Annotated in this window: 12 protein-coding genes; 10 read left to right on the top strand and 2 right to left on the bottom strand. The window is 53.8% G+C overall.

Translation table 11 applies throughout. The features are described from left to right. Positions 1–9: 9 nt before the first annotated feature. The gene (gene mrcB, locus ACQYWX_RS27500) at positions 10–2,214 is read right to left on the bottom strand and encodes a penicillin-binding protein 1B (protein ID WP_431687034.1); all 2,205 of its coding nucleotides are present in this window, start codon (positions 2,212–2,214) and stop codon (positions 10–12) included. 312 nt (positions 2,215–2,526) lie between these two features. Between mrcB and ACQYWX_RS27505 the strand changes: the two genes are divergently transcribed. From ACQYWX_RS27505 to ACQYWX_RS27520, 4 genes are all read left to right on the top strand, one after another. Next, a complete protein-coding gene (locus ACQYWX_RS27505; RefSeq protein ID WP_431687035.1) occupies positions 2,527–4,101 on the top strand; it encodes an AAA family ATPase in 1,575 nt (524 codons plus the stop codon). A gap of 198 nt (positions 4,102–4,299) precedes the next feature. After that, a complete protein-coding gene (locus ACQYWX_RS27510) occupies positions 4,300–4,641 on the top strand; it encodes a pentapeptide repeat-containing protein (protein WP_216740041.1) in 342 nt (113 codons plus the stop codon). 15 nt (positions 4,642–4,656) lie between these two features. After that, positions 4,657–5,448, top strand: coding sequence for a cyclic nucleotide-binding domain-containing protein (locus ACQYWX_RS27515; protein ID WP_279501735.1), 792 nt, complete (start codon positions 4,657–4,659; stop codon positions 5,446–5,448). 8 nt (positions 5,449–5,456) lie between these two features. Beyond that, positions 5,457–5,804 carry a Rieske (2Fe-2S) protein gene (locus ACQYWX_RS27520; RefSeq protein ID WP_431687036.1) on the top strand — a complete coding sequence of 116 codons (348 nt, stop codon included), beginning with the start codon at positions 5,457–5,459 and terminating at the stop codon, positions 5,802–5,804. A 7-nt stretch (positions 5,805–5,811) separates the two neighbouring features. Here ACQYWX_RS27520 and sfsA read toward each other — a convergent pair whose 3' ends face one another. Beyond that, positions 5,812–6,537: a DNA/RNA nuclease SfsA gene (gene sfsA, locus ACQYWX_RS27525; protein ID WP_431687037.1), complete on the bottom strand. Its 726-nt coding sequence runs from the start codon at positions 6,535–6,537 to the stop codon at positions 5,812–5,814. A gap of 216 nt (positions 6,538–6,753) precedes the next feature. On the opposite strand from sfsA, the gene dksA reads away from it, so the two are divergent. From dksA to folK, 6 genes are all read left to right on the top strand, one after another. Beyond that, entirely contained in the window at positions 6,754–7,194 is a 441-nt protein-coding gene (gene dksA / locus ACQYWX_RS27530) for an RNA polymerase-binding protein DksA (RefSeq protein WP_127973692.1), read from the top strand. Between the two features lie 21 nt (positions 7,195–7,215). Continuing rightward, positions 7,216–8,130 carry a tRNA glutamyl-Q(34) synthetase GluQRS gene (gluQRS, locus tag ACQYWX_RS27535; RefSeq protein WP_431687038.1) on the top strand — a complete coding sequence of 305 codons (915 nt, stop codon included), beginning with the start codon at positions 7,216–7,218 and terminating at the stop codon, positions 8,128–8,130. 312 nt (positions 8,131–8,442) lie between these two features. Beyond that, on the top strand, positions 8,443–11,409 hold the full coding sequence (locus ACQYWX_RS27540) for an ATP-binding protein (RefSeq protein WP_431687039.1): 2,967 nt from the start codon (positions 8,443–8,445) through the stop codon (positions 11,407–11,409). 3 nt (positions 11,410–11,412) lie between these two features. After that, the gene (locus tag ACQYWX_RS27545) at positions 11,413–12,801 is read left to right on the top strand and encodes a sigma-54-dependent transcriptional regulator (RefSeq protein ID WP_216740034.1); all 1,389 of its coding nucleotides are present in this window, start codon (positions 11,413–11,415) and stop codon (positions 12,799–12,801) included. Positions 12,802–13,789: 988 nt separating this feature from the next. Further along, positions 13,790–15,163 carry a polynucleotide adenylyltransferase PcnB gene (gene pcnB / locus ACQYWX_RS27550; RefSeq protein WP_279501728.1) on the top strand — a complete coding sequence of 458 codons (1,374 nt, stop codon included), beginning with the start codon at positions 13,790–13,792 and terminating at the stop codon, positions 15,161–15,163. Continuing rightward, on the top strand, positions 15,160–15,642 hold the full coding sequence (folK, locus tag ACQYWX_RS27555) for a 2-amino-4-hydroxy-6-hydroxymethyldihydropteridine diphosphokinase (RefSeq protein WP_431687040.1): 483 nt from the start codon (positions 15,160–15,162) through the stop codon (positions 15,640–15,642). The genes pcnB and folK overlap by 4 nt, the downstream gene beginning before the upstream one ends. The last annotated feature ends 52 nt before the right edge of the window (positions 15,643–15,694 follow it).

Here is a 15,694-nt window from a genome sequence, read left to right on the forward strand (position 1 = left end):
TCCCCGGTATTAACCATCCCACCAGCTACGCAGCCAACGCTGCAGTGCATTATCGCGTCCGACGCAGGCAACCTCTTCGACAGGCGCGCTACCGCGCTGGAAAGGCATGGCGACAGAGCCGTCACACCCTTCGTCCGACTTTTTGCCCGTGGCGCTATCCACCCACACCCATTCCACCGTTTCCGGGGTTGTGGGCACGAAGGACACTTGAGGCAGACGCTGATACAGATTCATCCAGACCTCCAGGGCGCCGGACGCCCCTGTCAGGCGAGTCACGCTGTTATCGTCCTTACCCAGCCACACAGTCGTCTGGTATTGGCCATTAAAGCCAACGAACCAACTGTCGCGGTAATCATCCGTGGTGCCTGTTTTACCCGCCACGGAATAGTCTTCCGGAAAGCGCTGATAGACGCGTCGGCCTGTGCCTTCGCGCATCACGTCGAACATGGCGTATTGGAGCAAATAAGTCGCCGCGGGATCAACAACCTGATGAGTATCAAAAGGATATCTTGTCAGCAATTCGCCATCAGGCTTCGTCACTGCGCGGATTGCCCGTAAAGGCGTATCAAATCCAGTGGAAGCCAGATTTTGATATAAATGAGCAACCTGAAGCGGTGTCAAATTCAACGCTCCCAGCAACACTGACGGATAGGGAGCCGCATCCGTCTCCACGCCAAGTTTGCGTACTTGATCCAATACCGCCGGCACGCCCAGCTCCAGCCCCAGGCGAACATTCGCCAGGTTCAGTGAGTGCGCCAGCGCATGCTGCAAGGTCACCTCGCCATGGGTTTGTTTGTCATAGTTCTGCGGAGCCCACACATCGCCATTCTCAAACTTGATCGAGAACGCTTCATCTTTGATCGGCGTCGCCAAGGTGTACTTATCCTTCTCCTGCAAAGCCGTCAGCGCGATGACAGGTTTGATCAAAGAGCCGATCTGCCGCTTCGCTTCAAGCGCCCGATTAAAGCCGGCGAATTGCGCGTCTTTGCCGCCGACCAAGGCGACGACCTCACCGCTGTCCAGTGCAGTGGTCACCAAAGCGCCTTGCAAGCCTTGATTGGCCTTATTACGCTCCAGCCCCTTCACGGTTTTACTCAGCGCCGATTCAGCCTGAGATTGGATCAACGGATCAAGGGTAGTGAAGATCCTCAGTCCTTCTGACTGCAAGTCCTCTTCACGATAGTCTTTATCCAACTGTTGACGGACCAAATCCATGAAAGCCGGGTACAGACTGTCGGAATACCGCGGCTGCGTCACCACACCCAGCGGGCGATTTTTAAAGCCAATGCTTTGCTCATTGGAGATCACCCCGCCGTCAGCCATCATCTGCAGCACCAGGTCGCGGCGCTTCTGCGCACGCTCGGGATGTTTGCGCGGGTTGTAATAAGAAGCGCCTTTGACGATCGCCACCAGCAGCGCGGATTTTTCCGGCGTCAAATCCTGCACCGGCACGCCAAAGTAGAACTGGCTGGCCATACCAAAGCCGTGAATAGCGCGAGCGCCGGCCTGGCCCAGGAAGATCTCGTTACAGTAGGCTTCCAGAATCTCGTCTTTCTCGTAGTGCCATTCCAGCAACACAGCCATAATGGCCTCATTGAACTTGCGCCAAATGGTCTGATCGCTGGACAAGTAAAAGTTCTTCACCAACTGCTGCGTCAAAGTACTGCCGCCCTGTACGACGCGTCCAGCGCGAATATTCACCCAGGTTGCACGCATTATAGATAGAGGCGATACGCCGTAGTGGGAGTAGAAATTCTTATCCTCAACCGCCACCAGCGCCTTCTTTAAACTATCCGGAACCTCTTTAAGGCTCACCAGTAAGCGGTCTTCATGCTGGGCGGGATAAATGCCGCCAATAACCACCGGCTCAAGTCTGGACCAATTCGTATCCGTCCCACTGGCGCTTACTCGGCTAACGCCCTGGCCATCAAAATCCAGACGAAACTTCTGAGCTTTCTGATCACCATCGGGAAACTTAAACGAACGGCTATACACTTCCAGCGCGCTGGAAGACATGGAATAGGTTCCCGGTTGCCCCGGACGATCCGTGCGCCGGTATCCCAGGCTCTTCAGCTCTTCCTCAACCTGTCCTCGGGTGTAGTTCTGGCCAGGAAAGAACTCCATGGGGCGGGCGAACACCTGGGCAGGTAGCTGCCAGCGTTTACCTTCGAACTTTTCTCTGACGGTCGCATCCAGATAAATGGTCCAGATCACCAGTAATACGGAGAGGACCAAAGTCACTTTAAAAAGGATAGAAAGAATGCGTCTTTTTGGTGCTGTCTTTTTCTTGCCGGGCCGCTTATTTGCAGGCTTGCGGGCTGTTTTAGGTTTCGACATGGGAATGTAGATGGTTTAAGCTCTAGTCTGCTGGCGCGGCTGCCTTTTATTCTCGTTGAAACGCGTTGTTTCAGGACGTTAGATGTGCGCCAGATGATTGTTTTTCGGGCGGTCGCGGCGGTTATCATAACCAATTTCAGCAATCAGTGGCATGAAACCCTCGCAATATTAAATAAGAAGGAGCGACGCGTGAGCGAGAGCTTAATTAAAGCGCTGCAGGATCCGGCAGTCTATGGACATCCCGTCACACAGTTTCAACTCGTCGAAACTCATATCTCCTGGGTCATCCTGACCGGGCCATACGCCTACAAAATCAAGAAACCCATGGATTTCGGCTTCCTTAACTTTACCGACCTGGAGCGCCGTCGCTTCTATTGCGAGGAAGAACTGCGGCTTAATCGTCGCCTTGCCCCAGAGATTTACCAAGGACTGGTCAGAATTACCGGCTCGGAAGCGGAGCCTTCCATTGATGGCGATGGCGACGTAATTGAATACGCAGTCAAAATGAAGCAGTTCAACCCTGAAGACCTGCTCAGCAAGCTACCTAGTGACTCTGATAAGTTGCCCCGTTACCTGGACGCCCTCAGCCAGCAACTGGCGGACTTCCACATGCAAGAGTCCGCTGTCGCCGACAGCAGCTGTGAATTCGGCGACCCTGAGCAAGTATTCGCGCCAGTGCAACAAAACTTCGATCAAGTCCGTCCCATGTTGTCGGACCCTGCGGAGTTACGGCAGCTGGAGTACATCGAAGGCTGGGCGCAAAGCACCTACGAGCGCCTGCGTCCGTTTCTGCAGTCGCGTAAAGACAAAGGCTTCGTTCGCGAATGTCATGGCGATGTGCATCTTGGCAACGTGACCCTGTTTGAAAACAAAGTCACCCTGTTTGACTGCATCGAGTTTAACGAGGACTTTCGCTGGACGGACGTCTACAACGATCTCGCCTTCCTGATGATGGATCTGGAAGATCGGGGCATGAAACATCTGTCCTACCGGTTTTTGAATAAATACCTGGAAATTACCGGCGATTACGTCGGCGCTGAGTTGCTGCCTTTCTATAAGTCATACCGCGCCATGGTGCGATGTAAAGTGGCGCTGTTTACTCTCGGCGCGCCAGGGTTGAGCGATGAAGCCAAGGCGGAACAGGTGCGCAAGTATCGCAAGTACCTTGAGTTGGCGGAAAGCTATATGGATGTGCCGACACGCTTTTTGCTCATTACCCACGGCGTCTCAGGCACAGGCAAATCCACCATCACCTCTCGTTTGCTGGAACGCTTAAGCGCCATTCGCTTGCGTTCGGACGTAGAGCGTAAGCGCCTGTTCGGTTTTGCTCATCTGGATAACACTGGCGCTTCCGGCAGCGATCAGGGCATCTATAACAAAGACGCCTCTATTAAGACCTACACCCATCTCGCCGACACCGCTCGCGCCCTGCTGCACTGTGGAGCGGCGGTTATCATCGACGCCACCTTCCTTCGCTACGATCAACGCCAGCAGATGGAAAAAGTGGCGGAAGAAGAAGGTGTCCCGTTCGCGGTGGTGGACTGCCGCGTGCCATTAGATGAAATTGAACGTCGTCTAAACCGCCGCAAGGAAAAGAACGACGATCCTGCGGAAGCCGATGTGGAAGTTATGCACAAACAACTCACCCGGGATGAGCCATTCCAGGAGGACGAGCTGCCTCACGTGCTAGTGGTCTCCACGGATAGCTCAGAGGACATCCACACTCTGACTGAAAAGTTAGTACAACGTCTTGGCGCAGCATAAGCTGCGCCGCCTCCCTCCTTATCCATTGCAATTGCGCCGTTTTATCGTTCCGTTTTGTTACGGAACACTACATGACTTGACTTAAACCTCTGTCTATACTGCGATTATGCGTCGTTACAATAACGGCGTACCGAATAGCGTTTACTCAGGGCGGCGTTATCCGCCCAATCGCAGAATTGTTTCCGGAGGTGCAGCTCAATGGAACGGGTCAAGATAATAGATCACCCTCTTTATCAACTGCTTCGTTCTGAGAAGGTCGAGGAGTTCAATAAGCAGAAACAGTCATCCCCTGTTCCCAGCTTTGAGCTCTGTGATTTTCGTGGCCTGGATTTACGCGGGCTTGATGCATCGGGCCTGGATCTTAAAGGCGCGTACTTTCGTGGAGCGGATCTGCGTGGCATCGATTTCCGCAAAGCGGATCTGGAAGGCGCCAGTATCGCCAGCACCAAAATCTCAGGCTGTTATTTCCCTGAAGAGCTGTCTCCAGATGAGATTGTAATGTCAGTCACCCATGGCACGCGCCTACGCTACCGTCGTTGAACCGGAACCGGACCTATGTTTTTACTTGGTGAACACGTGGCCTCCGTCGAAGGCCTACTCGAATACGTAAACAGCTCCGCGCGCAGCCTGCAAAGATTGCTTCCTCCCAGCCCTAACAATCTAGAGCTGTACCCCGGCACAGACCTGTTCAGGCGTGTCCCCCGCGGCCATTTGTGCCTGGTGAGGCGAGGCATGCTCTCAGCCGTCATGGATAACCGCGTGGCTTATATTCTTCAACCTGGAGATGTCGCTGGCATTGAAGGCGGCATTAAAGCGGCGACTGTCAGCTATGTGTGTGAAGACCCGGTAGAGCTGGATTGCTTTTCTCCCGTCGCTTTTCAGGAGCTGATGAAAGAAAACCAGCAACTCTCCAACACATGGCAAAGCTATGTCGTTGGTCTGATGACCCTTTTCAGCCACTCCTACGGCGATATCAGCAAAGAACAACACCGCCCCCAGGCCGGTTTTACTCGCTACAAGCCGGGGGATGTCATCATTCGCCAGGGCGAAGAAGCAGACAACGTCTACACCATGATGATGGGCGACGCGAAAGTCTTTATCGATGATCAGGAAGTCGGAGAAGTGCACGAAGGGGAAATATTCGGCGCTATCGCCGCGCTGACCAATGCCCCTCGCAACGCCACTGTTGTAGCGGGGGACTCATGCACGGTCATGGCGGTGCCCAAATCCCAGTTCGTCAGTCTGATTCACGCCCATCCGGAAACCTGCTTCCATTTACTGGAAAATATGGCTCGGACCATCAACGACCTGAACCGCCGCCTGACTGGCGATTCCGCTGCGCTCTAGCCTTATTCATGGCGTCACGAAAACTGCTGGGCGCAGTGCCGGCGTGTGAGCTGGATCAATTAGACGACAGCGCCTGCCGAGGCCTTCAGTTAGCTGGACACAGCGTTTTTGTCGTCAAGCAACGAAACGCCCTTTTCGCCTACATAAATAGCTGCCCACATTTAGGCATAGAGCTTGAGTGGATGCCTGACCAGTTTCTTGACCGAGCCCGGCAATTTATTCACTGCGCTACACACGGCGCGCTGTTTCTGATCCATTCAGGAGAATGCATCAGCGGCCCATGCCAAGGGCAATCCCTTCAGCGGCTGGACATGGAGCGCAGTGATGATGAGTGGCGCTTTTACCTGCATAACTGACGCCGTATTAAAACGCCGCTGGATCGAACGGAATCACCTCTAGTTTCTGGAAAAGCCTTACTTCACCGGGCTTAATCTCTGACTTATACGCCAACACTTCCACGCCAGCCTCAATGGCTTCCGTCAGCAAAACCCCATAGCGGGCGTCGATGTGTGACGCGGGACTCACCACGGTAATACCGCTATGGTTGACGCAAAAGACCAACGCAGCGCGCTTTCCGCTTCTCACCACGGACATCAGCTCTTCCAGATGCTTTTGCCCCCGCGTGCTGACGGCATCGGGAAAGTAGCCGCGCCCATTTATGCAAAGGGTGACGTTTTTCACTTCTACATAGCAGTCGGGAAGCTCCGAAGAACCGGAAAGCATCCAATCAGCCCGGCTGTTTTGATCGCCGAATTTCACTTCCGCCTTCTTCAAAGGATATCCCTGCAACTCCTTGATCACTCCAGCGTCAATGGCCTCGCCCACAAGCTGATTTGGACGCGCCGTGTTCACGCATGCGAACTCTCCGGCTGGGGTCTCCACCAGCTCCCAAGTATGCCGATATTTACGGGCGGGATTGCCGGAATCGCTGTAGTACACAAGGCTTCCCGGCTCAGCGCACCCCGTCATCGCCCCCGTATTAGGGCAGTGGATGGTCAGCTCGCCGCCATCGTGAAGCTGGATATCCGCCAGAAATCGCTTGTATCGTTTTAGCAGCCGTCCAGGCGTTGAAACTGTATCTATTTTCAAAAAAATGACTCCTTATTCGCACTGATAAACACCGAAAATAGCAATCGCATTAAATTGGGCTACTTTGAAATAAATAAGGGTTGGCGATCAGTTCAGTTATCTGCTATGTTTCGCTCGCTTAAATCCTGACAAATCGCGAATATTAGCAAATATAAGTCCAGTGCGGGCGCTGGAGCCTACACTACTTTTGAGAAGTGACTAGACGAGGCAGAAGATATGCCAAATGAAAAAGCGGGTAGCGCTGGTAAATTCACGAATTTTACTCCGTATGAAATTGGTGAAAACGAAGAATACATGAGCCCTCCTCAGCTGGAGCATTTCAAACAGATCCTGCTGGACTGGAAACAAGAGCTCATGGAAGAAGTAGACCGCACCATGCACCATATGCAGGAAGACGCGGCTAACTACGCAGACCCAAGCGATAGAGCAACTCAGGAAGAAGAATTCAGCTTGGAACTACGCACTCGCGACAGAGAGCGTAAGCTGATCAAGAAAATTGACCAGACTATCGATCAGATTGATCGGGAAGATTACGGTTTTTGTGAATCCTGCGGCGTGGAAATCGGTATTCGCCGTTTGGAAGCCCGCCCAACCGCCACACTGTGCATTGATTGCAAAACACTGGCGGAAATTCGGGAAAAGCAAACCGGCATCTAATCCGGTCTCGCCCGCGCCTCCATGCAGGCAGTCTCTTCGGATATCTATCGAGGGCGTTTCGCGCCCTCTCCCACTGGCCCTCTTCACTTCGGCTCATTGGTCGGCGCACTGGCCAGCTATCTTGATGCGCGCAGCAGACAAGGCGTCTGGCTCGTTCGCATCGAAGACATCGATCCACTACGGGAAGTCACCGGCGCCGCTGACAGCATTCTGCGAACACTTGAAGCTCACGGCCTGCAGTGGGACGAAAGCGTTATTTATCAATCTCAACGCCTATCTTCCTACACTGAGCTACTCGCGCAATTGCTTGCGAGCGGCCACGCTTATCCCTGCCCTTGCAGCCGCAAAGAGCTGTCTGAACGACAGGGTCGCCACCTGGACGCCTGCCGCTTACGCCAAACGCCCCCAGACGCCGAATACGCCTACCGATTTGCCGTAACTGACGCGGAGTACAGTTTTCACGACCTGATACAGGGCATCGTTCCCTACCATCTACATGGAGAACTGGATGATTTCGTCATTCGGCGTAAAGAAGGCTTTTTCTCTTACCAACTGGCGGTGGTATGCGATGACTTGGCCCAGGATATCAGTCACATCATTCGCGGTTCCGACTTACTTGACTCCACGCCATTGCAATATCAAATGTATAAAGCATTGGGCAAAGAGCCGCCGCAAGTCGGACATTTCCCAGTCGTCGTCGATGCTTCCGGCGCCAAGCTCAGTAAGCAGAACCTGGCCCCCGGGCTGGATAACCGGCAAATCATGAGCAACCTCAGAGCGGCGGCAGCGGCGCTGTTGATCGATAACGCAGAGCTGGCGCAAGCTGAAACGCCTCAGGAGCTCCTGCCACAACTAACGCTAAACTGGTCCCGCGACAAGATCCATAGACTACGCAGCGTTCCCCTGCCTGAGATAACCGGCGCATCAAGCGCTTAAAACCTGTTACCCTGCTTTTGCCCACTTATATTTAATAAGTACGCGAAAACAACCAATTGGGAAGCCAAAAAGGTATTTTGCATGCTCCCGTTTCCTCCAGTAACATGGACAAACCTAGTCTTCCGGGTATTTTGGTAACGCGGTCTATGTATATTTATCGCTTGGTGTTTCTGCTGATTTTAGGCGTCTACATTTTTTCACCAGTGATCATGGACTGGTGGATCGCGCCGGGTAGCGCCTGGTACAGGCCATATATTATCTGGTCTCTGCTGATCGTCGTCGCATACTGGTTAGAGCGAAAGCGGGGACCGAATGAATTTTAGCGCCTGGAGCCTGCTCGCCTACGGAGCCTTGTACCTCAGCGCATTGTTTGGCCTGGCTTATATCACCGAGCGCGGCTGGATACCTTTGCGCTGGGTCCGGCACCCCGCCACCTATGTTTTATCTCTCGGCGTCTACGCCAGCGCCTGGGCGTTTTACGGCTCCGTCGGCCTGGCTTACGAATTCGGCTACGGCTTTCTGGCTTTCTATCTGGGGGTTTGCGGCGCTTTTCTTCTTGCGCCAGTGTTGTTGATTCCGGTGCTGAGGGTCACCAAATCCTATCAACTTTCTTCAGTGGCAGACTTGTTCACCTTCCGCTACAGGAGTCAGGCGGCAGGCACCATCAGCACACTCTTCATCAGCTTCGCTTCACTCGCGCTGCTGGCGTTGCAGTTTCAGGCACTCGACAACTCCCTGCATGTTCTGGCGCCGTCTCAGGACACACGGATAGTCAGCCTGCTGTTCTGCGCCATGATCATTTTCTTCGCCATCTTTTTCGGCGCCCGCGGACAAACTCGCGCGGAAAGACACCCCAGCCTGATCGTGGCGATTGCGCTAGAAGGCGGCCTCAAGCTGGTGATCATACTGGCGCTGGCCATATTGATCGCCTATCAGGTGTTCGGCGGCTTCGGCGAAGTGAACAGCTGGCTGCAAGAGAACGCGCAACGCATCAGCGCCATGGAGCGCCACTTAGAGGAAGGCCCCTGGCGGGCGATGCTGCTGATATTCTTCGCTTCCGCCTTGGTGATGCCGCACATGTTTCATGTCACCTTTACGGAAAACCTGAATCCCACTGCACTTTACAAAGCGAGCTGGGGACTACCGGTGTACCTGCTCCTGATGAGTCTGCCCATCCCTATTTTCATGTGGGCGGGCATCAAGCTGTCCGTTCCCACAACGCCGGAATTTTTTATTCTCGGCCTAGGTCAGGTGCTCAACGCCCCCTGGATCAGTATTGTCGCCTTTCTTGGCGGACTGACCGCCGCCAGCGGCTTACTGATCGTGACCTGTCTGGCGCTGGCTTCAATGATGCTCAATCATGTCATCCTTCCCGTATATCAGCCTTTGTCCCGCGGCAATATCTATTCCTGGCTGACCTGGGTAAGACGCGGCTTGATCTTGTTTATCCTCGGCTCCGGCTACCTGTTCTCTCTATTCCTGGACAACCGCTTTTCCCTTTCCGAGCTGGGCATACTGGCTTTTTCCGCTGGTCTGCAATTACTGCCGGGGGTGATGGCGGTCATCTATTGGCCCCTGGGTAATCGCAACGGATTCATCAGTGGCTTATGCGCCGGCGTAAGCTTGTGGTTCGTCACCATGCCATTGCCCATCCTGTTCGGTGTAGACGTGTTCTCGGTCAATCCATGGCGCGACAGCTACAGCTTCAATCCTGACGATTGGCACTACTATGTCATGGCGTCCCTGACGCTGAATATTTTCATTTTCGTCATGGTCAGCCTGTTTACCGACGCCTCTCAGGCAGAAGCGCGCTCCGCCCAGGCCTGCTCCGTCGACACACTGATGCGTCCATCACGACGCGAATTGGTCGCCACCAGCTCCGAGCAGTTTAAGGACTTCCTGACAGAGTCTCTCGGCCGCCAAGCCGCCGAAAGAGAAGTGAATCACGCCCTCGCGCAGTTGCAGTTGCATGAGGTCGAGTACCGCCCCTATGCGCTACGCAGGCTGCGCGATCAGATCGAAGCCAATTTGTCAGGGCTATTAGGTCCGGCTCTGGCGCAGGACATCGTCAAACAGAATCTCAGCTTCAAGCCCGCCACCAGCGTTGCGCCCGCTCAGGACATTTACTTCGTTGAGAGCAAGCTGGAGGAATACCATAACCGCCTCAGCGGACTTGCCGGCGAATTAGATACGCTGCGCCGTTACCATCGGCAAACATTACAAAATCTGCCTATCGCCACCTGTTCTTTAGGCGCTGATCTTGAAGTGTTGATGTGGAATCACGCGATGGAGCAGCTGACGGGAATTCCCGCTCCGCAGGTCATCGGTTCACACATCAGCGCCATCGCCAAGCCCTGGTCCACGCTGCTCTTTAGCTTCGCTAATGCGGAAGAGCGCCATGTCTCCAAGAAGCGCCTGGACATTAACGGCGCACCACACTGGTTCAATCTGCACAAAGCCGCGATTGAAAGCGATGGCGCATCGGGCGCCGGGCAAGTGCTGCTTTTGGAAGATTATACGGAGACCCAGTTACTGGAAGACGAGCTGGTTCACAGTGAGCGCCTCGCTTCCGTGGGGCGTCTTGCAGCGGGGGTCGCCCACGAAATTGGCAACCCGGTAACGGGCATCGCCTGTCTTGCCCAAAACCTCAAACTCATGACCAGCAACGAAGAAGTGCTGGAGACGTCGGGACATATTCTTGTGCAGACCCAGCGGGTCTCTAGAATTTTACAAACCCTGATGAATTTCGCCCGCTCCGGCAATTACACCCAATCCGCCCAGCATGGGCCGACAGAGTTAAAACGTTGCGTCGACGAAGCGATACACTTACTCTCCTTATCCACTAAAGAGCCACAGGTGCTCTACGTCAACGAAGTGGAAGAAACGGTAAAGGTAATGGGCGACGGACAACGTCTGGTGCAGGTTTTCGTCAACTTGCTCAGCAACGCCCGCGACGCTTCGGAGGCTTCAGCCAATATCTGGGTGAGAGCGTCGCTGCAACAATATTCCATCCATGTTGAAGTGGAGGACGAAGGCAGCGGCATCAGCGGCGACCAGATAGATCACCTGTTCGAGCCCTTCTATACCACCAAAGGCCCCGATAAAGGCACTGGTTTGGGGCTGTCTCTGGTGTACAGCATTATAGAAGAGCACTACGGCCACATTCGGATAGAAAGTCCGGCGGATAAAGAATCCGGCAAAGGAACCCGGGTCATTATCGAACTACCGGCTTATCAGTCCGACTCAGAAAGTATCTCTGCAGAGTTAACGGAAACTTAAGCTATGGCTTTAATCTTGATTGTAGAAGACGAGAGCATTATCCGCTCCGCCCTGACGCGACTCTTACAGCATAACGGTTACGCCGTCGCCGAAGCGGACTCCGTTGATCGCGCTCTGGAAGTTGCGGAGCAAAGCAAACCGGATTTGATCATTTCCGATCTGCGTCTTCCCGGTCGACCCGGCACCGATCTGATTCAGGCGACCGAGACTCCCGTCCTGATCATGACCAGTTACGCCAGCCTGCGCTCCGCCGTGGATTCTATGAAACTCGGCGCGGTGGACTATATCGCCAAGCCTTTCGATCACGACGAGATGCTGGCGTCGATCAAATCCATCCTGGATCGGCGCCCCGCCAAGCCCTCGCCTCCCAAACTCGAAGCGGAAAACGCCTCTGCGCGCGCAGACATCAACGACCTGATGTTCGGCGAATGCACGGAAATGCTGAAGCTGTTCGATTTGATCGGCAAAGTCTCCCCGACCGACACCACCGTGCTAATTCAAGGCGAGTCAGGCACAGGTAAAGAACTGGCCGCACGCGCCCTGCACATGTTGAGCCGACGTCGGGAGGGCGCTCTCATCTGCGTCAACTGCGCAGCGATTCCAGAAACACTGATTGAATCCGAGCTATTCGGCCATGAGAAAGGCGCGTTTACGGGCGCTGTGGGCGCGCGTAGCGGCCTGATAGAGGCGGCTGACGGCGGCACCTTATTTCTCGACGAAATAGGCGAACTGCCACTGGAAGCCCAGGCGCGTTTGTTACGGGTTCTCCAGGAGGGCGAGATTCGTCGGGTCGGCTCCACCCAGTCCAAACGCGTGGACGTGCGCCTCATCGCCGCAACGCACCGTAACCTCAAGGCAATGACCAAAGTGGGCGAGTTCCGGGAAGACTTGTTTTACCGACTGAACGTCATGCAGCTCCGCATCCCCCCATTGCGGGACCGGGAGGATGATGTCATCGGTCTGGCTAAAATGCTGCTGGCTAAAATGGGCGAACGTATGGATAAGCCCAACCTCAAGTTCGATAAGGACGCCCTCACCCTTATTCGTCGCTATCAGTGGCCAGGCAACGTGCGAGAGATGGAGAACGCCGTCGAGCGCGCCGTCATCCTCTCGGACAGCGACCACATCGGCAAAGACCTGCTGGCGATTGATCTAGAGGGAGAGCTGGATATCCCCGAAGGTATGCTGAGTATGGATAACCCCGCCAACTCCAAAGGAGCGGATAAAGGCACGGATTTGTCATTGGAGGACTATTTCCAGCACTTTGTACTGGAAAATCAGGACACCATGAGCGAAACCGAGTTGGCCCGCAAATTGGGCATCAGCCGCAAAAGTTTATGGGAGCGTCGACAGCGTTTGGGCATACCGCGCACCAAAAAAAGCGCTAAGTAACACTTTTTGCAGCCAGCCCGGTTCATCCGGGCTGCAATCCCCCCACACTTTCCTTTCTCACGCCCCAAATCGTTTCTTTTTGATCAATATTTAGTCTGTCGCGCGCATTTATTGCTCACAACCTAAAATTGTTACGCTAAGTTGACTTGCATATTCACTAATGTGGGCCATAATTTTGATTAAAAAACAGTCTAAATGCGCCTCGCGCCCCTCTTTGTGACACCAACTGCGGTTGAGTTGTTACCCAGCGTTACTTTGGGGAACACCAGGATGCCCTTTCAGTGGGCATTGGTAACACTCAGGTAAGCAAAAACACGTATGACTTTTGAACACTTACAGCTACATTGCTGTTTTACAATGTTTTTTTAATTTTCTGGCACGCCCCATGCTCTCTTACAGTGCAAAATAAAAATAAAAATGCACCGAACTGCACAAATAAAAATAAAAAAGCAGAGTGAACAAAAAGAACAACCCAGAACAAAAATAAAAATACGGGTGGCGAACTGATTGTTTTGGATGCCGAGCTTTTTAGTGGTATTTCAAGGTATGGGTAGGGTGTCTAGTATTAAAAAGAACCACGACAGTGGACATTCTAGACTTAAACAACACTATCCAAATCCCTATTATCACTCGAAGTATTCAAAGCGTTCCGTTTGTAACTAATCCTCTAGGCTCTAATTGTGGAGCGACCAATCGTTTGGGACCAAGACAAAAATAAAAACAAAAAATCGTCTAACCTTCTTCTCAGTGGGGGAAAGCAACATTGCTTTCCCCTTAGTTATTCTCCCCTCTCCTCATTTTTTCCTTAAATTTCCGTCTTTTGTCGACTAATGCCCCATCAAAGCTATGCTTAAAGCATATTGGGTCTGAGCACCTTTCAGCCGCATTCCACCACGTATGAGGCACGGCTTTTGCTGTCGCAATATCCGTTACAAAAGAGTACACTCCGGCCCTCGAAATCATTGGTATTGATAGACACAAGATCGTCATGCTGAAAAAGTTAATGGGCCTGATAAAACCGGGACGCAAAGAAGCCGGCGCAAAACCTTTGAAACTGCGAATCATCCCCCGCGACAGCCATACAGTCTCACGCAAGCAGATCAGCCCTGCGGCGTTGAAAGTTCTCTACCGCCTGAACAGCGCCAACTATGACGCCTTTCTAGTCGGCGGCGGCGTGCGCGATTTATTACTGGGCGAACAGCCCAAAGACTTCGACGTCGCCACCAGCGCAACCCCAGAACAAGTGCGCGAGCAGTTCAACAACTGTCGCCTGATCGGACGTCGTTTCCGCCTCGCTCATGTGCGCTTCGGTCGTGAGATCATTGAAGTCGCTACATTCCGCGCCGGTCATCAAAATGCTGGCGAAGACGACGGCGACGCGGTCACCAGCGACTCAGGCCAGATACTGCGCGACAATGTCTACGGCAACCAGGAAGAAGACGCGCTGCGCCGTGACTTCACCGTTAACGCGCTTTATTACTGCGTCAGAGATTTCAGCATTTATGACTACGCAGGCGGCATCGAAGACATTGAACACCGGGTTCTGCGCCTGATCGGCGACCCTGAAACCCGTTACCGGGAAGATCCCGTGCGCATGCTGCGCGCAGCCCGATTCGCCGCAAAACTGGATTTTTCAATCGAAGAACGCACCGCCAGCCCCATCCTGGATCTAGGCCCCTTGCTTCTCAACATACCCTCTGCGCGTTTGTTTGAAGAAGTTCTGAAGCTGTTCTTATCCGGTAAAGCCGTACGTACATTCGAAATTCTGCGCCAGTTCGACTTATTCAAATTCCTGTTCCCAGAAACTGACCGCCTGCTGGAAAATGAGCACCCCCATGCGGAGAAACTGATCCTGCAAGCGCTGCGCAACACGGATAAGCGAATCGCCCAGGACAAGCCGGTAACTCCTGCGTTTTTATACGCGGCCATGTTGTGGTCGCCAATGCAAAGACTGCAGCAGCGCTACCAAGACGACGGCTTGCCTCCCATGCAGGCTATGCACAAGGCTATCGACAAAGTGCTGGCGCAGCAGGTCAAGCACACTGCGCTGCCCAAGCGCTTCAGTCAGCCCATGCGTGAAATCTGGGAATTGCAGCTTCGTCTGCCCCGCAAACAAAGCAAACGTCTGCAGAGCCTGGTGGAACATCCCCGCTTCCGCGCCGCCTACGACTTCCTGGTCTTGCGTGAACAAAGCGGTGAAGACCTGCAAGGACTTGGCGAGTGGTGGACGCGCTATCAGGAAGCCGATGACCAGGGGCGTAATAAATTGCAGCAGCAAGGCCCTAAACGGGACGGCTCAGGTGGACGCAGACGTCCGCGCAGACGCCCACGCCGCACCAACAACAGTGCGCCATCGCAATGACACTCTGCTATGTCGGCTTGGGTAGTAACCTAAGCCAGCCTGAGCAACAGCTGCGCCAAGCCCTAAAGGCATTGGAAGATATATCCGGCGTCCAGTTGCTGCAGGCGTCCAGCCTGTATCGCAGTGCGCCGCTAGGCGCGCCAGACCAGCCCTGGTATGTCAACGCTGTTGCGCAACTGGAAACCAGCCTGGAACCTCTCGACCTGTTGCGAGAGCTGCAAACCATCGAGAACAATCAAGGCCGCGTACGCCAGGGCGAACGCTGGACTCCCAGAACCCTGGATCTGGATTTGCTGTTATTTGGCGATGAAACCCTGAACAGCGAAGTACTGACCGTACCTCATTACGCTATGCACGAGCGTAACTTTGTTATATTTCCCTTGGCTGAAATTGCGCCGAATTGCGTTATTCCGGGCATTGGGTCGATATCCTCTCTGCTTGCGGCATTGCCGCAGGAAGGCATTGAGCGTATTCAGTAGGACGAAACGTCTCCTCAACGCATCCGGGACTTTATTCACACCAGGTTTCCAT

It is taken from the genome of Hahella sp. NBU794, from assembly GCF_050749805.1.
Lineage (GTDB): Bacteria > Pseudomonadota > Gammaproteobacteria > Pseudomonadales > Oleiphilaceae > Hahella.